The following is a 20,198-nucleotide window of genomic DNA, read 5'->3' on the forward strand; positions in this document are numbered from 1 at the left end:
CCTCAGAAAAACGCCTGCAGGCCGGTGATGGCCCGGCCCAGGATCAGGGCATGGACATCATGGGTGCCTTCATAAGTGTTCACCGTTTCCAGGTTCATCATGTGGCGCATCACCACATATTCATCGGAGATACCGTTGCCGCCATGCATGTCGCGGGCAGCGCGGGCAATATCCAGCGCCTTGCCGCAATTGTTGCGCTTGACGATGGAGATCATCTCCGGCGCCAGCTTGCCCGCCTCGAACAGGCGGCCGACCCGCAGGCTGGCCTGCAGGCCGAGGCTGATCTCGGTCATCATGTCGGCCAGCTTCTTCTGTACCAACTGGGTCTGGGCCAGCGGGCGGTTGAACTGTTTGCGGTCCAGCGTATAGGCGCGGGCGGCGTGGAAGCAGGCTTCTGCCGCCCCCATGGCCCCCCAGGAAATGCCGTAACGCGCCCGGTTCAGGCAGCCGAACGGCCCTTTCAAGCCGGACACGTTGGGCAGCAGCGCATCGTCCGGCACCTCCACCCCGTCCATGACGATTTCACCCGTCACGGAGGCGCGCAGGGACAGTTTGCCCTCGATCTTCGGCGCTGACAGGCCCTTCATCCCCTTTTCCAGCACAAAGCCGCGGATGGCGCCCCCATGGGCATCGGACTTGGCCCAGACGACGAACACGTCCGCGATGGGGGAATTGGTGATCCACATCTTGGCGCCGGTCAGCCGGTAGCCGCCGTCGATCTTCTCCGCGCGGGTGCGCATGCCGGCGGGGTCGGAGCCGGCATCCGGCTCGGTCAGGCCGAAACAGCCGATCCAGTCGCCCGATGCCAGCTTGGGCAGGTACTTGCGGCGCTGCTCCTCGCTGCCATAGGCATGGATCGGATGCATGACCAGCGAGGATTGCACGCTCATCATCGAGCGATAGCCGCTATCCACACGCTCCACCTCGCGCGCTACCAGCCCATAGGCGACGTAGCCGACACCGGCCCCGCCATATTCCTCCGGGATGGTGATGCCCAGCAGGCCCAGGTCACCCATCTCCTTGAAAATGGCGGGATCGGTATGTTCCTTGGCGAAGGCTTCGCGCACGCGCGGGGCGAGATTTTCCTGGGCATAGGCATGGGCACTGTCGCGGATCATCCGCTCCTCTTCGCTCAACTGATCATCAAGCAGGAAAGCGTCGTCCCAGTGGAAGGTGCCCAGATCGCCGGCCATAGTTTCCTCGATATTTGGAATTTAATACTGCCTATCGGTACGCCGGAACAGCGCCGGGGGCAAACCAGGATTGGTCACCAAGTTGATGATTAAAATTCATCAACTATGGGCGGTGATCCATGAATCTCATGGTAATGTCCTTCCGATTTTGCATCAAAGGATCGTTCCTGATGTTTGCCCGCCGCCTTATCCCAAGCACGTCCGCCCTGGTGGCTTTCGAGGCGGCGGCCCGGCTGGGCAGTTTCACGGCGGCGGCGCATGAATTATCGCTGACGCAAGGGGCGGTCAGCCGGCAGGTGGCGCAGCTTGAGGGCCAGTTGGGCGTGATCCTGTTCGAACGGGTGCGCCAGCGGGTGTCGCTGACGCCAGCCGGGCGGTTCCTGGCGGAGCAGGCGCGCGACACCCTGGCCCGGCTGGCTCAAGCCACGGCGCAGACCATCGCGTTTGGCACCGGTGGCGGCACGCTGGATCTGGCGATCCTGCCCACCTTCGGCGCGCGCTGGCTGATCCCGCGCATGGGCGGGTTCTTCGCCCGCCACCGGGATATCAGCGTCAACTTCTCCACCCGTGTGCGGCCGTTCGATCTGCGGGCGGAAGGGATTGATGCCGCCATCATGACGGCACCACCGGCCGATGCCGGCCTGGTCAGCCATCGCTTCATGGGGGAGGAATTGCTGCCCGTGGCGGCCCCCGCTTTGGTGCGTGATATCGGGTTGGCCGCCCCGGTCGATCTGCGGCGAACCACCCTGCTGCAACAGGAGACGCGGGCGGCAAGCTGGGACCATTGGTTCGCCGTTCAAGGGTTGATGCGGGGCAATGACCAGCCGGTTCTGGTGTTCGAGCAATTCCTGCTGGTGATCCGGGCGGCGGTGGCGGGGCTTGGTTGTGCCCTGGTTCCCGGCATCCTGATACGGGATGAAATCGCATCAGGGGAACTGGTGCTGCTGCCCGGCGGCGGGATGCAGGGCCAGGGCGGCTATCATCTGGTCTATCCCCGTGATCGGGACCATTACGGCCCCCTGGTTGCCTTCCGCGACTGGCTGTTTGCGGAGGCTGCCCTACCGGCAGGAAATTGATTTCTTCCCTCTCTCTGGAACGGTGGCCCTGCGGGTCTGTTGCAATTGAACCTTCCGGAGATCATCGTCTTATTGATTTGTCGCAATGCGTCATGAGGCCGGTTTCCTTAAATCAGGAAACTGTTTTCGCCTGTTGCTGTCACCTGGAGTAACGGCATGCGCGCCGCACCTGTTCTTGTCGTCATCGCCCTGGCCGCCTTAGGTGGTGCCGGATTCCTTTATTGGCAGAACAGCCGCGCCGGACAATTGCCGGCCGGGCTGGCCACCGCCAATGGAAGGATGGAGGTTGAACGGTTCGACATTGCCACCAAGCTTCCCGGCAGGCTGGCGGAGGTGAAGGTCCGGGAAGGCGATGCTGTGGCGGCCGGTGCCATCATTGCCACCATGGATGAGACGGAATTGCGGGCCCAGCTTGCCGCGGCCAAGGCCTCTGTCCGCCGTGCCGAACAGGGGGTGGCCCAGACCCAGGCCGAGGTTGCCGTCCGTCAGGCGGAATATCGCCTGTCAGGGATCGAACTGCGCCGGGTGCAGGAACTGGCCCGCACCTCTGCCGCCCCGGCCATGGAGGTGGATCGGCGCAAGGCACAGAATGATGTGAACCGCGCGACGATGGATGCGGCGCAGGCTGCCGTCGGTGATGCCGAGGCGGCTGTGGAGGCCGCCCAGGCCCAGGTGGCGCAGATTGAGGCCAACCTGAAGGAAATGGTGCTCTATTCCCCGGTCGCCGGTCGGATCGAATATAAGCTGGCCCATTCCGGGGAAGTGCTGGGCGCAGGTGGTCGCGTCGTGACCCTGCTGGACCTCAGCGATGTCTATATGACCATCTTCCTGCCGACATCCCAGGCCGGCCGTGTGGCCCATGGGTCGGAAGCGCGGATCGTGCTGGATGCCGCCCCCACCTATGTCATCCCGGCCCGCGTCAGCTTCGTGGCGGCGGAGGCCCAGTTCACGCCCAAGACGGTGGAAACATCGGATGAGCGGGAAAAGCTGATGTACCGGGTCAAGCTGTCGGTTGATCCGCAATTGCTGGAAACCTATCGCGAGTATGTCCGCGCTGGACTGACCGGCCAGGGCTATGTGCTGACGGGGGAGGGGGCTTCATGGCCGGAGCGGCTGGCCGTGCGGCTGCCGCCCAAGCCGGGCGAGGCGACGAAATAAGGCGGCCGGATCATGGCTGAACCCGCCGTCACCCTGGCAGGATTGTCCCATCGCTATGGCGACAAGCTGGCGCTGACTGATGTCGACCTGACCATTCCCGCCGGGGCAACGGTGGCGGTGATCGGCCCGGACGGGGTGGGCAAATCCACCCTGCTGGGGCTGATTGCCGGGGTGCGGCAGGTGCAGCAGGGGCAGGTCGGTGTGTTGGGCGGTGATATGCGCGACGCCGCCCATCGCGACCGCGCTTCCCACCGCATCGCCTATATGCCCCAGGGGCTGGGCCGCAACCTCTACCCCACCTTGTCGGTGGCGGAGAATATCGACTTTTTCGGTCGGCTGTTCGGCCAGTCGGCGGCGGAACGCCGGGCCCGGATCGACCGGTTGTTGCATGCCACGGGCCTGCACCCGTTCCCCGACCGGCCCGCCGGCAAATTGTCGGGCGGCATGAAGCAGAAATTATCGCTCTGCTGTTCGCTGATCCATGATCCTGACCTGCTGATCCTGGACGAGCCGACAACGGGCGTGGACCCCCTGTCGCGCCGGCAATTCTGGGGTTTGATCGACACGATCCAGGCTGAGCGGCCGGGCATGAGTGTCATCGTTGCCACCGCCTATATGGAAGAAGCCGCCCGCTTCCAGTATCTGGTGCTGGTGGATGGCGGGCGGGTGCTGGCGGCGGGCCCGATCCGCGACGTGCTGGAGAAGGCCGGGGCCGCCACGCCGGAGGAGGCCTTCGCCAAACTGGCCGCCGGTGGCGAGGTGGAAACGCTGGTCATGCCGCCGCGCGTGGACCATGCGGGGCCGGATGCCATCGTTGCCGAAGGGCTGACCCGTCGTTTCGGCGCCTTCACCGCCGTGGATAATGTCAGCTTCCGCATTGGGCGGGGGGAGATTTTCGGCTTCCTCGGGTCCAATGGCTGCGGCAAGACGACGACGATGAAGATGTTGACCGGGCTGCTGCCGGCCAGCGAGGGCACGGCCAGCCTGCTGGGCCGCCCCATCGGCAAGGCCGATATGGAGACAAAGCTGCGCGTCGGCTACATGTCGCAGGGCTTCTCGCTGTATGAGGAACTGAGCGTCCGGGCCAACCTGATGCTGCATGCAAGGCTCTACCGGGTGCCGCGCGGGGAGCGTAATGCCCGTGTCGATCAGGCGCTGGACCAGTTCGGTCTGGCGGATGTGCCGGAAGCCCTGCCCGCCGATCTGCCGCTGGGTATCCGCCAGCGCCTGCAACTGGCGGCCGCCTGCCTGCATAAGCCGGATGTGCTGATCCTGGACGAGCCGACATCCGGCGTCGATCCGGTGGCGCGGGACCTGTTCTGGCACCATCTGGCCGACCTGTCGCGACGCGATGGCGTGACGATCTTTGTTTCCACCCATTTCATGAACGAGGCGGAGCGCTGCGACCGTATCTCCCTGATGCATGCGGGCCGCGTCCTGGCCGTTGGGACCCCGGCTGAACTGCGCGCGGCAAAAGGGGAAGGCACGCTGGAAGATGCCTTCATCGCCTATCTGGAAGAGGCATCGCCCAGCGAGGCCAGCACTGCCCCCCCGCCGCTGGAAGTCGATGGAGGGCAGGAGGAGCGCCAGGGGCTGGCGCAGAGCTTCGGTCGCATCTGGGCCTTCGCCCGGCGGGAATTGATGGAGGTGCTGCGCGACCGGGTGCGGCTGGCCTTTGCCCTGTTGGGCCCGCTGATCCTGCTGCTGACCTTCGGTTTCGGCATCACCTTTGATGTTGAGAACCTGCCCTATGCCGTCTATGACCGCGACCAGAGCCTGGAAAGCCGGCAATTGGTGGAGAACCTGTCCGGCTCCCGCTATTTCCAGGAAAAGGCGCCGATTTTCAGCGATGCCGATATTGAACGCCGGCTGCGCAACGGTGAGCTGCGCCTTGTCGTTGCTATCCCGCCTTCCTTCGGACGCGACCTTTTGCGGGGATACCAGCCGGAACTGGCCGTCTATCTGGATGGAGCCATGCCCTTCCGGGCGGAAACGGCGCGCGGATATGTCCAGGGCATCGCCCAGCGCTATGTCCAGGATCTGGCCCGCCGCTCCACCCGGCCGGAGAGCGTATCCGCCTTGCCGCTGATTGAGCCGCGCTTCCGCTATAACCAGTCGTTTGAGAGTACCCACGCCATCCTGCCCGGTGTCATCATGGTGGTGATGATGCTGATCCCGGCCATGCTGACGGCCATCGGCGTGGTGCGGGAGCGGGAGATCGGCTCCATCAGCAATCTCTACGCCTCTCCCGGATCGGTGTCGGAATTTCTGTTGGGCAAGCAGATGCCCTATGTGCTGGTCGGCTTTACCAGTTTCCTGTCACTGATCACGGTCGCCGCCTTCCTGTTCGGGGTGACGGTGAACGGGTCGCTGGCGGCCCTGCTTCTGGGTGCCCTGCTTTATGTGATGGCGGCAACAGGGTTGGGGCTGCTGGTATCCACCTTCGTACGCACACAGGTGGCTGCGATCATTGTCACCGCCATTGTCTGCACCGTGCCGGCGGTGAATTTTTCAGGGTTTCTCTATCCGGCGGCGGCGCTGGAAGGGGGCGCGGCGATCCTGGGTCATGGGTTCCCCTCGCTCTGGTTCCAGAGCATCAGCCTGGGCACCTTCGCCAAGGCGCGGGATTTCGGCGCCTTCCACCTTCAGTTCATTCTGCTGGGTCTGTTCGCTCTGGTCTTCATGATTGCGGCCTCGCTGCTGCTCCGCAAGCAGGAGAAGTGAGATGCGTCGCTGGCTTGCCGCCGTCTTTCATCTGGGGATCAAGGAACTGGCATCCGTCCTGGCGGATAAGGTGCTGATGGTCTTCATCGTCTATTGCTTCACCGTGTCCGTCTATACGGTAGCGACGGGGGTGAAGACCGATGTGTCCTATGCCCGTGTTGCCATTGTCGATGCTGACAGGTCCGCCCTGTCCCATCGCATCCGGGATGCGCTGCTGCCGCCCTATTTCGCCCGCCCGGACCTGATCGATCGGGCACAGGTTGATCCCGCCATGGATGAGGGCACATATGCCTTCGTGCTGGACCTGCCGCCCGATCTGGAGGCCGACCTGCGCCGGGGCCACCAGCCGACCATCCAGTTGAATATTGATGCCACGGCCATGACCATGGCCGGGCTCGGCTCTGCCTATATCCAGGCCATCATCAACCAGGAGGTGGTGGCGGCGCTGAACCCCCAGGCCGTGGACGCGACACCGGTGAAACTGGTGACCCGGACCTATTTCAACCCCAACCTTGAAGGCATGTGGTTCCAGTCGGTGATGGCGGTGATCCAGTACATCACCATCCTGGCCCTGCTGCTGGTGGGCGCGGCGGTGATCCGGGAGCGCGAACATGGCACGATTGAGCATCTGCTGGTGATGCCGGTAGGCGCGTCGGAGATTGCGGCGGCGAAAATCTGGGCCAATGGCCTGGTGATCCTGGTGGCGACGGGCCTGTCGCTTCTGTTCGTCGTCCAGCTCTGGCTGGGGGTGCCGATTGAGGGGTCGATCCTGCTGTTCCTGGCCGGGGTGGCGCTTTACCTGTTCGCCGTCACCTCCATGGCCATCCTGCTGGCTACGGTGACGCGCTCCATGGCGCAGTTTTCCCTGGTGGCCATCCCCGTTTTCCTGGTGTTGAACATGCTGTCGGGCGCGACATCGCCGCTGGAAAGCATGCCGCAGGTGCTGCGATGGCTGATCCAGGTCTCCCCCACCATGCACTTTGTCCAACTGGCCCAGGCCATCCTTTATCGGGGTGCCGGCCTGTCGGCCGTCTGGCCGCAGATGCTGATCCTGTCAGGCCTGGGTGCGGCCTTCCTGGCCGTGGCATTGCCGCAATTCCGCGCCATGCTGGCCCGCAGCCAGTAGGGTGATAGTCGGGTCAGCAGGCCCGTTCCACCAGTTCAACCCTGTGCCCTTCCGGGTCCAGTAATACGGCGCGTTTACCCCACCGTGTCACCCGCGGCGGTGTCAGTATGGCGGTGGTCTCCACCTGCCGGACGACATCCTCGACATGGTCGACGGTAAAGCCGATCCGGGTGCCTGTGGTGGTGTCTGCGTCCTCTTCCAGCGGATAAATCTCCAGCACGGCACCGCCCAGGTCGCAGGCATGATGGCGGGGGCCGGCGCCATGTTGTTCTTCTTCAAACCGCAGTCCCAGACCGGCATAGAAATGGGCCAGCCGTTCCGGCTCCCGCGCCCGCAGGACGACAAGGTTCAGGGCGATCATGCTCATGCAGCACCCTTTTCCCGGACCGGAACGATAGTGGCCTCGAAATCATCGAACCGGACTTTCACCTCCAACTGGCCGCCCATGGCGCTGACATAATCCGCCAGGGTGCTGAGTTTCACGTCGCTACGCTGTTCGGTCCTCGACACAGCGCTTTGCTGCACGCTCAGGCTGGATGCCAGGGCAACCTGTGAAATACCAACCAGATTGCGCAATTCATCAAGATACATCGGGCGCAGCGCTGCATCCCCGGCAGGCACGATTGTCAGAAGTTGTCCGATGCGGGCAATGGCGCGGTCGGCGCTGCGATAGAGTTCATTGGGCTGGTCGCCATAGCCATCGCCCTGGGTGAAAAGGCCAAATCCCCGATCCGGTCGCCAGACCAGTGTGATCAGCCGTTCCGGTTCATGGCTGGCATCGCGGATATCGACCCACCATTCCCCGTCGGGGTTCAGCGGTGCGTCCAGGCTGATCATCGCATCCGGGCACGCATGCAGAACCCCGTCCCGGAGACGGGCCACCTGTTCAGGAACCTTCATTGCCACTCTCTCCTCAGGCGCCTGACCCGCCGCGCTTATAAAAGACGCAGCGTCGGCTCAGGTCCTGTATCTCAATCGACCCATCAAGGCCGACATAGGTGTAATGTCCACGGTTCCGGAAAAGGCGATAGCCTTCCCGGTTACTCTTCCGCTCACTGTCGGGTTGCGGTGGATACATTCTGCCGTCAGCGGGCCACATATCCGGATGATAAGGCAGCCCTGAATGCACATCCTCCACCGCGTTCAATGTCTCTGCGATCAGTGTAAGCGCCGCATGATCGGTGCTTACGGCTGGCGCTTCGTCCAATCGCTGCAAAAACGCCCTCAGGCGGAATTCCTTCGATTGGACCGACATATTCCCTCCATTGAATATTCTCTGCAATGAATATTTTTCAAGGGTTCCGGCGCTGCCGCCTTCCTATGGGGCATACCTGCTGCTTGCATTTATCAAAATAATTAACCAAAAAGGATATTTCGACAACAAAACTGCTTTTATTGAGTGATCTATATTTGTTGATAACAAAAAAGGCGGATAGCGCTGACGCTGTCCGCCTTTTCTAAGAGTTAATTAAAAGCAGGTGTCAGGGCGTTACCACCACGCGCCCGTCGATCTGTCCCTCGCGCAGGCGGTTCAGCACGCCGTTGATATCGTCCAGACCTTCAACGGCGACCGTGGCCTTAACCTTGCCTTCGCCGGCAAACATCAGGGCTTCCGCCAGATCGGCGCGGGTGCCGACGATGGAGCCGCGGATGGTGATACGGTTCAGCACCACGTCGAAGATCGGCACCGGGAAATTGCCCGGCGGCAGGCCAACCAGCGACACCGTGCCATGGCGCCGCGCCATGCCGATGGCTTGACCGAAAGCGGATTGGCTGACGGCCGTGACCAGCACGCCATGGGCGCCGCCGATGGTGCGGCGGATTTCTTCCACCGGGTTCACCTGGGTGGCATTGATGGTCAGGTCGGCCCCCAGGCTGCGGGCGAGATCCAGCTTGCTGTCGGCAACATCAATGGCGGCGACATGCAGCCCCATGGCCTTGGCATATTGCACGGCCACATGGCCCAACCCGCCAATACCGCTGATGGCCACCCACTGGCCGGGCCGGGCTTCTGTTTCCTTCAACCCCTTATAGACCGTGACGCCGGCGCACAGGATCGGCGCGATGTCGGTGAAGGAAACATCCTTGGGCAGATGGCCGACAAAGTTCGGATCGGCCAGCACATATTCTGCATAACCACCATTGACCGAGTAACCGGTATTCTGCTGGGATTCGCACAGCGTTTCCCAGCCCGTCATGCAATGTTCGCAGTGACCGCAGGCGGTATAGAGCCAGGGCACGCCCACCCGGTCGCCTTCGCGCACCTGGGTCACACCTTCGCCGACCGCTGCGACGGTACCCACCCCTTCATGGCCGGGAATGAAAGGCAGCGGCGGCTTCACCGGCCAGTCACCATCGGCCGCGTGCAGATCGGTATGGCAGACGCCGGACGCGGCAATCTTCACCAGGATCTGGCCACGACCAGGACGGGGCAGCGTTACCTCTTCCAGCGACAGCGGCTTGCCATAGGCATGGACGACAGCGGCCTTCATCTTCTGCGGCAGCATGGCTGGCACTCCTCTCCATTGGGAAACGTGCCGGGAATGAACCATGCCTTGGGGACTGGGGCCTTGATCCAGCGCAATTAGGCCAGATTGATCTTGTTAAGATCACAGGCCAGGGGAGGAAAGAAAGGCAACCAGCGCCAGCCCCAGCAACGAGCCCATGGCGGTGAGCATGAAGGGCAGGGTGGCCGGATCTGGGTGTGTGGTCATCGCGATATCCAGGGCTTAATGGAGGGATTAGTATTAATAATCATTCTCATTTCCGCAAGCCAAAACCCGCCTGACCGATGGTGCCACCACCTTTATGTCACCTTTCGCGCCTGCTTTGCCTTAAATGCACCTGGATGCAACCTGATATCTTTATCATGAACAGCGCGACGAAAAGCGGATGCCAAGCGTTAAGGAAAGCAGCCGCATAAAAGGGGATAGGAACTTCGATGTCGGATTTACCGTCCATTCTGGTGATTTTGGCCTTTTTGCTGGCCGTCATCAGTCTGGTACAGCCGGTTGCGCGGTGGCTGCGCCTTTCACAGACGGTGATCCTGGCCCTGGTTGGCATTCTGATCGGTGGCGTTTCGTCCTTCCTGCTGAATACCAACATCACGGACCTGTTCAATTATCCGGCTGAGCTTATTCTCGATTTCCCCATCACGTCGCAGCTTTTCATCTTCGGTTTCCTGCCCATCCTGTTGTTTCAGGCATCCATGACGCTGGATGTGCGCCGATTGCGCGATGATGCCGCGCCGATCCTGGTGATGGCCGTGGTGGCGGTTGTGGTCACAACGGCTGTGGTCGGGCTGGCGCTGGAGCCTTTTGTCAGCGTGCCGCTGGCAGCCTGCCTGATGCTGGGGGCAATTGTCGCCACCACGGACCCGGCAGCCGTGGTCGCTATCTTCCGTGACCTGGGGGCCCCGCCCCGATTGTCCCGGCTGGTGGAAGGCGAAAGCCTGCTGAATGACGCGACCGCCATCGCCATGTTTGCGGCCCTGATGGCGTTCGTCACGTCGGAACGCGACCCTGCTCTGGGCTCCACCCTTCTGGGATTCGTGCGCAGTTTTGGCGGCGGCATCCTGGCCGGCGCCGTCATTGCCCGCCTGTTTGTCAGCCTTCTGCCGCTGGTGCGTGATCTGCGCGCGGCGGAGGTGACGCTGACCCTGGCCTTGCCCTACATCACTTTCGTCCTCTGCGAACGTTATCTTGCCGTATCGGGGGTGGTGGCTGTGGTGGCGGGCGGTCTGGTCATGGGCTCGCTGGCCCGGTCCCGTGTTTCGCCGGAAAACTGGCGCTTCCTGGAAGAGGTATGGGAGCAGCTTGGCTTCTGGGCCAGTTCGCTGATCTTCATCCTGGCGGCCATGCTGGTGCCCAAGCTGGTGACCGGGATCAATCTGTCCGATATCGGTCTGGTGCTGGTCGTTGTGGTGGCCTGTCTGGTCGCGCGCGCGGCCGTTCTGTTCGGCCTGCTGCCCTTCCTGTCCCTGCTGCGGATCGGCCAGCGCATCTCCACACCTTATAAGATGGTGATCCTCTGGGGGGGCTTGCGTGGTGCGGTCACCCTGGCGCTGGCCTTGTCCATTACGGAAAACCGCGCGGTGGCGCCGGAAATCCAGCGTTTCATCGCCATCCTGGCTACCGGTTATGTGCTGTTCACGCTATTGGTGAATGGCACGACGCTGCGTCCCGTCATGCGGCTTTTGAAGCTGGACCAGCTCAGCCCGGTGGATATTGCGCTGCGCAACCGGGTGCTGGCCATCTCCCTTGTTTCCGTCCGGGACGAGGTGGTGAGCCGCGCCCAGGATTACCACCTGTCGGACGAGACGCTGGCCGCCACGATGCGCCCCTATGAGGATCGTATCGCCCTGGTCGCATCCGCCCAGACCGCCGATGAAGGGATTGCCGAGCGCGACCGGCTGAATATCGGTCTGGTAGCGCTGGCCGGCCGGGAGCGGGATGTGCTGCTGGAACATTTCCGCCGCAAGACCGCCTCGCCCCAGGTGCTGGAATCCATGCTCCAGCAGGCTGACCAGATCGTTGAAGCCGCACGCCAGGGCCGCAGCGAATATAATAAGGCGGCCCGTACCTGGCTGGAATTTGACAAATCGCTGCGATTGTCGGTGACGTTGCACCGGCGCTTCCGACTGGAATCCATGCTGGCGCAAAAGCTGGCCGACCGGTTTGAGACGCTGCTGGTCAGCCGGATTGTGCTGGAGGATTTGCGCCGCTTCGCCACCGCAAAGCTGTTGCCCGTGCTGGGGCCCCGCATGACCGCCATCTTGCGGGAGATGCTGGATAACCGGATCGAGGCGACCAGCAGGGCACTGGATGCCCAGCATCTGCAATATCCCGACTATGCCGCAGCTTTGGAGCGGCGCTTCCTGCGCCAATATGCGTTGCGGCTGGAGGAGATGGAATATCGCACCCTGCTGGATGACGGGCTGATCGGGTCGGAACTGTTCCATAATCTGCGCCAGGGCTTGCAGGAGGAACAGGAAGGGGCCATGCGCCGGCCCAAGCTGGATCTGCGCCTGGACCGCCGCACCCTGCTGCAGCAATTCCCCATGTTCTCCACCCTGTCGGAGGCGGAACTGGACAAGATGGCCAAGCTGCTGCGGCCCCGCTTTGCCCCGCCGGGCGAGAAGCTGATCATCAAGGGCGCCCGGGCCGACAGCATGTTCTTCATTGCGTCGGGGGCCGTGGAAATCCTGCTGGATAAGCGGCGCATCCGCCTGGGTCGTGGCGACTTCTTCGGGGAAATGGGGCTGTTGACCCGGCAGCGGCGTAACGCGGACGTTGTGGCCCTGACCCATTGCCATCTGCTGGAACTGGGAGCCACGGCCTTCCATGCCACGCTGGATGCCAATGTGGAGATGAAGGCTAAGATCAGCGCCATCGCCGAAGCGCGGGAGAAGATGAACGCGGCCCCAGCCGCCGACCCGGTATCGCCGCCAGTTGCCGATATTCCGGCGCTTGCGGATGAGACGGAACCGGTCCCCCCGGTGCTGGAAGCGCCGGATAATGTGATCCTGTTGCCCCCGCCACGCCGGGCGGGGGAGTGACCCTGTCTAGGGGGCGCCGCTCGTCCGGAAGGGTTACACCCACGACCTAAGGCGTCCTTTACCTGTGCGCGAACAAGGGCCAAGCTATCCCCCACAAGACGGGTTGCTCTGGCGCCAGTCGTGCCAGAGGCATGACCCCATAAGATCAATGGGAGGAATTGCCGTGCTGCATCAGGCATTGGATAAGCTGAAATCCAGCATCGCCATCCGCGCCACCTATGACAATTTCATTGGTGGTGAATGGGTCGGCCCGGTGAAGGGCCGCTATTTTGATAATATCTCCCCCGTCACCGGCGGGGTGGTGTGCAAGGTCGCCCGTTCCACCGCCGAGGATATCGAACTGGCGCTGGATGCTGCCCACAAGGCGCGGGAGAAATGGGGCCGCACCCCGGTGGCCGAGCGCGCCACGATCCTGAACCGTATTGCCGACCGGATGGAAGAGCGGCTGGATCTGCTGGCGATGGTGGAAACCATCGATAATGGCAAACCGATCCGGGAGACGACAGCGGCGGACATCCCGCTCGCCATCGACCATTTCCGCTATTTCGCTGCCTGCGCGCGCGCGCAGGAAGGCAGCTTGGCGGAGATCGACCATGATACTGTCGCCTATCATTTCCATGAGCCGCTGGGCGTGGTCGGCCAGATCATCCCCTGGAACTTCCCCATCCTGATGGCGGCCTGGAAGCTGGCGCCCGCCCTGGCAGCCGGCAATTGCGTGGTGCTGAAGCCGGCGGAACAGACGCCGATGGGCATCATGGTGCTGATGGACATTATCGGCGACCTGTTGCCGCCGGGCGTACTGAATGTCGTCAATGGCTTTGGCGTGGAAGCGGGCAAGCCGCTGGCCAGCAACAAGCGTATCGCCAAGATCGCCTTTACCGGGGAAACCACCACCGGCCGGCTGATCATGCAGTACGCGTCGGAAAACCTGATCCCGGTGACGCTGGAACTGGGCGGCAAATCCCCCAACATCTTCTTCGCTGATGTGATGGCGGAAGATGATGATTTCCTGGACAAGGCGCTGGAAGGTTTCGCCATGTTCGGGCTGAACCAGGGGGAGGTCTGCACCTGTCCCAGCCGCGCCCTGGTGGATGAGCGCATCTATGACCGTTTCATGGAAAAGGCCATCGCGCGGGTGAAAAAGATCCAGCAGGGCAGCCCACTTGACCCGGCCACGATGATTGGTGCCCAGGCCAGCAATGACCAGTTGGAAAAAATCCTCTCCTATATCGATATCGGCAAGGGGGAGGGGGCCAAGGTGCTGACCGGCGGTGGCCGTGCCGATCTGGGGGGTGAGCTTTCCAGCGGCTTCTATGTCACCCCCACGATCCTGGAAGGCCATAACAAGATGCGCGTCTTCCAGGAGGAGATTTTCGGCCCCGTCCTGGCGGTGACGAAATTCAGCGGCGAGGAGGAGGCGCTCTCCATCGCCAATGACACGCTCTACGGGCTGGGCGCGGGGGTCTGGACCCGGGACGGTGCCCGCGCCTACCGGTTCGGGCGTAATATCCAGGCCGGTCGGGTCTGGACCAACTGCTACCACCTCTACCCGGCCCATGCCGCCTTTGGCGGCTACAAGCAATCCGGCATCGGACGGGAGAACCACAAGATGATGCTGGACCATTACCAGCAGACCAAGAACCTGCTGGTCAGCTACAGCCCGAAGGCGCTGGGCTTTTTCTGACGGCGGGGCTTGCCAGAGCTCAACGGAAGGTTAGCGCCGTCGTTCACGCAAAAGTCCGGATTTTTCTCAAGCACCTACGCTGCTTCCCCCGCGCAAGCGGGGGTCCAGGGGCAAAGGGCCGCAGGTTCTGGTTCTTGCGGCCCCTGGACCCCCGCTTGCGCGGGGAAGGCATTGTTGAGCGAACGGATCAATCAGCGCCTGTTGCCATAGCGTGAATACCGGAAATTGCGCCCCCATCCTCAAAGGTTCCTCCATGGTCCCCCGCGTTCTTTCCACACCGGCAGCCGATGGTTTGATCGACCGGCTGATCGAAATGCATGGCGCGTTGATGTTCCACCAGTCCGGCGGTTGCTGCGACGGGTCGGCACCGATGTGCTATCCGGCGGGGGAATTCAAGGTGGGGGCGCAGGATGTGCTGCTGGGTCATATCAAAGGCTGCCCCGTCTATATCGGGGCGGCGCAGTTTGACTATTGGCAGCACACGCAACTGATCATCGATGCCGTGCCTGGTCGGGGGGCGGGCTTCTCCCTGGAAGCGCCCGAAGGGATGCGCTTCCTCACCCGCTCCCGTGTCTTCAGCGATGAGGAGGCGGAGGCGCTGGCCGCCGCCGGACCTCCCCCGCGCGGCGACGCCGTCTGAACCTTCCCCGGGAGAAGGGAAGGGACAAGCGGCTACCTGGGCCTGGCGCTTTGCGGGGCTGCATGTCCCACAAAACGCCAGGCCCGCACTTCTTACATCTCGGGCGTCGATCAGAAGTCGATGGTGGTCGACAGTTTGAAGGTGCGCGGTGTGCCTTGCAGCAGCGTGGTGCTGAAAGCGTCGTAGGACGAGGCCCAGTAGCGCTTGTTGGCGACATTATCGACATTGAAGCGCAGGGTCATCGCCCGCTCGTTCAACAGCGTGACATAGCGCACGCCCAGGTCGAAGCGGGTCCAGGCCGGGATTTCCAGCGTGTTGGTTGCGTTCACCTTCTGCTCGCCCGTGCGCACGACACGGCCGGTCAGGGTGACATCCGGCAGGAAGGGCAGGTCCCATTCGACATTGGCGTTGGCGGTATAATCCGGCACGCCGATGGCGTCATTGCCTTCATTCACGCCGCTGGCCGTCTTGCGGAACTTCGCCTCGCTGATGGTGGCGCCACCGATCAGGCGCAGACCCTCCGTCACCTCGCCATCCAGGCTGAACTCGATGCCCCGGTTACGCTGTTCCCCGTCCAGGGCGAAGACCAGAGAGCCTGCCGGATTGGCAGCATCGACCGGGCGGGTGAAGGCGCTGGGCTGCTTGGTCTGGTACAGGGCCAGCGAGGCGGTCAGCGCACCGAAATCATATTTCGCGCCAATTTCATACTGGGTGGATTTGTACGGTGCGAACACTTCGCCGGAATTGACCAGACGGGAATCGACCGGCGCCGTCGGCCCCTGGGCCAGACCCTGGATGCGGTTGGCATAGAGGGACAGGCCCTCGACCGGCTTCACCACCACACCGAAGACGGGGCTGTTGGCGCTCTCATCATATTCGCCGGTGAAGCTGCCATCGGCGTAGGAATAGCTGCGCACCCTGATCACCTGATGGCGCACGCCAACGGTGAGCAGCACACGGTCATCAAAGGCGCCGATCGTGTCGGAGACATAGGCGCTGTAAAGGCGGGTGCGCGACAGGGCGAACGGATCGTCCAGATCGCCGCCGGCAAAGGCGGAACCGGGCTGCACCACCGCAGGCGTCGTGTAGAGATTGGTGTCGTAGCTGGTGAAGAAATCATAGGCGTTGCGGTTGACCTGCCAGACGCCGGACACGCCACCATTGACCTCATGGCTCAAGGCACCCGTGGCCAGCTTCATCCGGACACCGGCCTGGGCTGCCTCGTTATTGTCGGTGCGCGGGATGTAGGAACCGCTGCCCCTGGCGGCACCCGTCACCACATCAAGCAGGGTGATGCTGTCATAGACACCCTTTTCCGACCCGTCGCGGGCGCCGACCGCACCGAAGACGGTGATATTCTCGGTCAGGTCATACTCACCCCGGATCTTGCCGAACACGTCGCGCAGGGTGGTGTAATTCCAGGACTGGCCATAATTATGATCGGCCTTGGGGGCGCGGGGGATGCTGGTGGTGGCCAGCGTCACCTTGGGACGCAACTGGTCGACATGCATGCGCTGATAGGCGATATCGGCTGACAGGCGGGCGCGTTCGCCGGTCCAGTCCAGGCCCAGGCCCAGCACATAGGTGTTGCGATATTCATTGTCGATGGCGGCATCGCCCCGGCGGCCGGCGCCATTGATGCGCACGCCGAACTGGCCTTCATCACCAAAGCGGCGGGACACGTCGAAGCTGCCGCCGAAATGTTCCTTGCCGGTGAAATTCAGTGTCGCCCGGGTCAGCGGCTGGTCGCCGGCGCGCTTGGGCATCAGGTTGACGCCACCGCCAATGCCGGACCCGCCGGGGGCGGCACCGTTCAGGAAAGCGCTGGCACCATTCAGCACCTGCACCTGATCATAAAGCTCCGGCGCCACCAACTGACGGGGGGTGAGGCCATACATGCCATCAATGGCGATATCGTCGCCAAACAGCGGGAAGCCGCGCACGATGAACAGTTCCGCCGCATTGCCATAGGCATAGCCGGTGCGGATCGAGGGATCATTCTCCAGCACCTGACCCAGCGTCTGCGGCTGCTGGTTCAAGATCAGGGCGGAGCCGTAGGACTTGATGGCGAAGGGCACGTCCGCCGCCAGCTTGTCGCCCAGCGCGCCGAGATTACCGCCGCGGATCACCTGGGTCTGGTTTGACCGCTTGGCAGTGACAATGATCTCGGAAATATCGCCGCTGCTGGATTGCGCCTGCACCGGCGCACCCGACAAAGCCAGCAGGGCTGCGGCGGAAACGCCGGCGGCAATCAAACGTGTGGACTTCATGTTTCCCTCCGGCCGCAAGGCCGCTTCATCTCAAGTTTGGTTGAAAGCGCAATCGCCTCTCATTGGCGATCATCGTTAGGACGAATTCTTCATGATCGGCGTGACCGCAGCGCCCAGCCCACCGCCAGCACGGGGATGGCCAGGGTGACCCAGGACACCAGATCATAGGCGCCATTGCCGACCAGGGCGGCGATCAGGCCGATGATGCTGACAGCTGCAATCAGGATGGGCGCGAGGAAGATGGCGCCGAGAGACTGGCCACCGCTTTTGACTTTCCGGCTCATTCCGCTGCCCCCGCTGTCACGACGCCACCGGCCTCCACTTCCCGCACCCGCGCGTCCACGCTGGGGACCCGCTTGCCGAGCCAGAGATAAAGGCCACTGCCCAGCACGATGATGGTGAACAGGGTCAGTGCCGCCCACAGGATCTTCAACGGCAGCCCGCCATAATCGCCGAAATGCAGCGGGCGGGAGAGCATGAGCGCCTTCATGTACCAGGGCATGGGCCGCGCTGCCGTCAATTCACCCGTCCGCGCATCCACCAAAGCCGGGGTCAGAAGCTCCTTGGTCAGGGGCGTGGCCCCTTGCAGGAACACGCCGTAATGATGGCGCGTGGAATAGGGGGTGCCGGGAAAGGCGACGAATTGCGGTCGGCTGTCCGGCATCGCGGCCTTGGCGGCATCCACGGCACCTTGCAGGGAAGCAAGATTGCTGGTCACCGCTTCAGACTGGCTATCATAAGTGGTCGTCAGTTCGGCAAGCTGATCACGCTGCCACACGGCCAGGATCGGCGTGTCGAAGGCGTTCAACACCCCGGTCAGGCCAACCACGCTGGCCCATGCCAGCGTCACGATGCCCAGAAGATTATGATAATCCAGCCATTTCAGGCGCTTGCTGCGGCTGGTGCGCACCGTGCCGAAGGGCAGCTTGCGCATGAAGGGGGCGTAAAGCACGACGCCTGATACGATGGCGGCGAAGAACAGGATGCCCATCACGCCCAGGAACAGCATGCCCGGCAGGCCCAGGAACATGTCGGTGTGAAGCTGAAGCAGGAAATGCAGGAAGCCATCCTCCTCAATCACGCCCACCAGTTCCCCGGTGCGCTGATCGAAGGCACGCAGCGTCATGTCCTTGCCGGGTGCATCCGGGCGCGGGGCGGTGGTGACATTGACCACCGGCCGATCCTCATCCCAGCTCATGTAAAGCCCGACTTCACCCGGACGCGAGGCCAGCGCGATGGCCATGATCTCGTCCAGGGATTTCAGCGGGGCGTCTGTTTGCGCCAGAACCTGCTTTTCCTCGGTCAGTTCCTCAATCTCGTCATGGAAGATCAGCGGCAGACCCGTGATGCAGAGCATCAGCAGGAAGGCCGTGCAGATCAGGCTGGTCCATTTATGGACCAGGAACCAGACGCGGATGGTGTGCGAGGTCATCAACTGCCCAATGGTATAATGATTTGCAAATCATTATCAGAATTATGGGCAGCGCAATAAGGGGCGGCAAGGGATGGCCCATTATCGAAAATTTTTGACCCGAATGAAGGTCTGCCTGCGTTATGGCTGCTGCTGTTGCACGGTTGCCGGCCAGTCTTTTCGCGCCAGGGTAGGGCGGGTGCGCAGGCTGTTCGCGGGGATAAGGCTGGTCACCCCGTCCGCCGTGAATCGCAGTTCCGCAGGCTTTATGGCGTGGAGCCTTTCCCCCAGGCCACCGATGCCGCCTTCGCTGACCACCAGATAGGCAAGGCCAGAATCGGTGCAGCGCATCATGCCTTCCACAATGGTGCCCACGGTCTCCCCATTCGGATCGGTGATGGTGGCACCGGCGAGGGCCCCCATCGGATAGAGGGTGGGGACCGGTTCGCGGGCGCTTTTGGTCTTGGCGGCGTGGCCGCCCTCCTCATACCGGGCCTGCCGGCCCAGCCAGCGCCAGATGCCGACCATGTTCACCAGGGTGAGGAAACCATTGGTCCAGAGCAGGTTGGACTGGTCAGTCGCCAGGGCGACGATTGTCCAGGCGACAGACCCGATGGAGAAGACGACAAAACCCCAGCCCGTGACGCGGGCCCCCAGATTGGCGGCTGTCATCATCGCGGCCAGCATGGTGGCAATCGGTGCGACCCACCCGGCTATCGACCCAATATCCATCTTCACGCGCCCCTGCTGTGATGGCAGGCGCATGAAACGATATCCGGCGCCGCCCCATGGGTAACGCCGGGACCGTCAGATGGTTCGCCCGCTCAGAAACCGCCACGCACGTCGAAGATGAAAGGCTGTCCGGGCTCAACGGCCAGATCGCGGCACCGCGCCACCAGACCGGTGCCGCCAAGCTGGGCCAGCCAGCTTGAATAGACCCCTTCCAGCACCAGCCCCAGCCAGCCCGGCGTTGTCGCCGGTGCGTCGGGCAGCATGGCGACCGGATAGGCGCCATGGGTGATGCGCAGGGCCTTGCCTTCATCGGCGAATTCCACCCAGCCCCAGTCCAGCCGCTCCCACATGGCGGCGACGGCCAGATGCAGGTCGGTCAGGCTGTTGCAGACCGGCAGCGGCATGGCCTCGGCCATCCGCGTGCCAATCTGGCGGTAGAAATTCTCCGCCGTGCGCTGGTCGACCCGTGCTTCCAGCTCCCCCGTCAGCAGGGCCAGGAAGGTGCGCCATTGCAGGGCGCAGGATTGGCGCTGTGCATAGTCGCGGTCCAGTGCATGGCTTCGCCCGTCGCCATGGCGCCCCTCTGCGCGCGATACCGGGGCATGCCGATCCGTCATGGTGAACATG

General features: G+C 62.9%; 16 protein-coding genes. 7 read left to right on the forward strand and 9 right to left on the reverse strand.

Translation table 11 applies throughout. The features are described 5' to 3' along the window. Positions 1-2: 2 nt before the first annotated feature. Positions 3-1,193: an acyl-CoA dehydrogenase gene (locus tag G473_RS0108160; protein WP_029012696.1), complete on the reverse strand. Its 1,191-nt coding sequence runs from the start codon at positions 1,191-1,193 to the stop codon at positions 3-5. A 170-nt stretch (positions 1,194-1,363) separates the two neighbouring features. Between G473_RS0108160 and G473_RS0108165 the strand changes: the two genes are divergently transcribed. The 4 genes from G473_RS0108165 (at position 1,364) to G473_RS0108180 (ending at position 7,277) form a co-directional block, all read left to right on the forward strand. Further along, entirely contained in the window at positions 1,364-2,269 is a 906-nt protein-coding gene (locus G473_RS0108165; protein WP_029012697.1) for a LysR substrate-binding domain-containing protein, read from the forward strand. Positions 2,270-2,425: 156 nt separating this feature from the next. Continuing rightward, positions 2,426-3,427, forward strand: a complete 1,002-nt coding sequence (locus G473_RS0108170; RefSeq protein WP_029012698.1) for an HlyD family secretion protein — start codon at positions 2,426-2,428, stop codon at positions 3,425-3,427. A 12-nt stretch (positions 3,428-3,439) separates the two neighbouring features. Further along, a complete protein-coding gene (gene rbbA / locus G473_RS0108175) occupies positions 3,440-6,151 on the forward strand; it encodes a ribosome-associated ATPase/putative transporter RbbA (protein ID WP_029012699.1) in 2,712 nt (903 codons plus the stop codon). A gap of 1 nt (position 6,152) precedes the next feature. After that, positions 6,153-7,277, forward strand: coding sequence for an ABC transporter permease (locus G473_RS0108180; protein WP_029012700.1), 1,125 nt, complete (start codon positions 6,153-6,155; stop codon positions 7,275-7,277). A 13-nt stretch (positions 7,278-7,290) separates the two neighbouring features. Here G473_RS0108180 and G473_RS0108185 read toward each other — a convergent pair whose 3' ends face one another. The 3 genes from G473_RS0108185 to adhP form a co-directional block, all read right to left on the reverse strand. Further along, positions 7,291-7,644 (reverse strand): VOC family protein, encoded by a 354-nt coding sequence (locus G473_RS0108185; RefSeq protein WP_210163253.1) that lies wholly within the window; start codon positions 7,642-7,644, stop codon positions 7,291-7,293. After that, the gene (locus G473_RS30245) at positions 7,641-8,177 is read right to left on the reverse strand and encodes a helix-turn-helix domain-containing protein (protein ID WP_051330028.1); all 537 of its coding nucleotides are present in this window, start codon (positions 8,175-8,177) and stop codon (positions 7,641-7,643) included. The genes G473_RS0108185 and G473_RS30245 overlap by 4 nt, the downstream gene beginning before the upstream one ends. A gap of 581 nt (positions 8,178-8,758) precedes the next feature. Then, on the reverse strand, positions 8,759-9,784 hold the full coding sequence (adhP, locus tag G473_RS0108200; RefSeq protein WP_051330029.1) for an alcohol dehydrogenase AdhP: 1,026 nt from the start codon (positions 9,782-9,784) through the stop codon (positions 8,759-8,761). Between the two features lie 434 nt (positions 9,785-10,218). Between adhP and G473_RS25810 the strand changes: the two genes are divergently transcribed. From G473_RS25810 to G473_RS0108220, 3 genes are all read left to right on the forward strand, one after another. After that, positions 10,219-12,834, forward strand: a complete 2,616-nt coding sequence (locus G473_RS25810) for a cation:proton antiporter (protein WP_051330030.1) — start codon at positions 10,219-10,221, stop codon at positions 12,832-12,834. A gap of 163 nt (positions 12,835-12,997) precedes the next feature. Next, positions 12,998-14,518 (forward strand): aldehyde dehydrogenase, encoded by a 1,521-nt coding sequence (adh, locus tag G473_RS0108215; protein WP_029012704.1) that lies wholly within the window; start codon positions 12,998-13,000, stop codon positions 14,516-14,518. A gap of 253 nt (positions 14,519-14,771) precedes the next feature. Then, on the forward strand, positions 14,772-15,158 hold the full coding sequence (locus tag G473_RS0108220) for a DUF779 domain-containing protein (RefSeq protein ID WP_029012705.1): 387 nt from the start codon (positions 14,772-14,774) through the stop codon (positions 15,156-15,158). Between the two features lie 110 nt (positions 15,159-15,268). Here G473_RS0108220 and G473_RS0108225 read toward each other — a convergent pair whose 3' ends face one another. From G473_RS0108225 to bcsD, 5 genes are all read right to left on the reverse strand, one after another. Then, positions 15,269-17,428, reverse strand: coding sequence for a TonB-dependent receptor (locus G473_RS0108225; protein ID WP_029012706.1), 2,160 nt, complete (start codon positions 17,426-17,428; stop codon positions 15,269-15,271). Between the two features lie 89 nt (positions 17,429-17,517). After that, a complete protein-coding gene (locus G473_RS0108230; RefSeq protein ID WP_029012707.1) occupies positions 17,518-17,712 on the reverse strand; it encodes a hypothetical protein in 195 nt (64 codons plus the stop codon). Then, complete coding sequence (locus tag G473_RS0108235) at positions 17,709-18,860, reverse strand: PepSY-associated TM helix domain-containing protein (protein WP_029012708.1); 1,152 nt, start codon at positions 18,858-18,860, stop codon at positions 17,709-17,711. Before G473_RS0108235 ends, G473_RS0108230 begins: the two co-directional genes overlap by 4 nt. A 120-nt stretch (positions 18,861-18,980) precedes the next feature. Beyond that, complete coding sequence (locus G473_RS25815) at positions 18,981-19,604, reverse strand: photosystem reaction center subunit H (RefSeq protein WP_084437775.1); 624 nt, start codon at positions 19,602-19,604, stop codon at positions 18,981-18,983. Between the two features lie 59 nt (positions 19,605-19,663). Continuing rightward, positions 19,664-20,197, reverse strand: coding sequence for a cellulose biosynthesis protein BcsD (gene bcsD / locus G473_RS29140; RefSeq protein ID WP_051330031.1), 534 nt, complete (start codon positions 20,195-20,197; stop codon positions 19,664-19,666). Position 20,198: the final 1 nt, after the last annotated feature.

Origin of the sequence: Niveispirillum irakense DSM 11586 (assembly GCF_000429645.1) — a bacterium.
GTDB lineage: Bacteria > Pseudomonadota > Alphaproteobacteria > Azospirillales > Azospirillaceae > Niveispirillum > Niveispirillum irakense.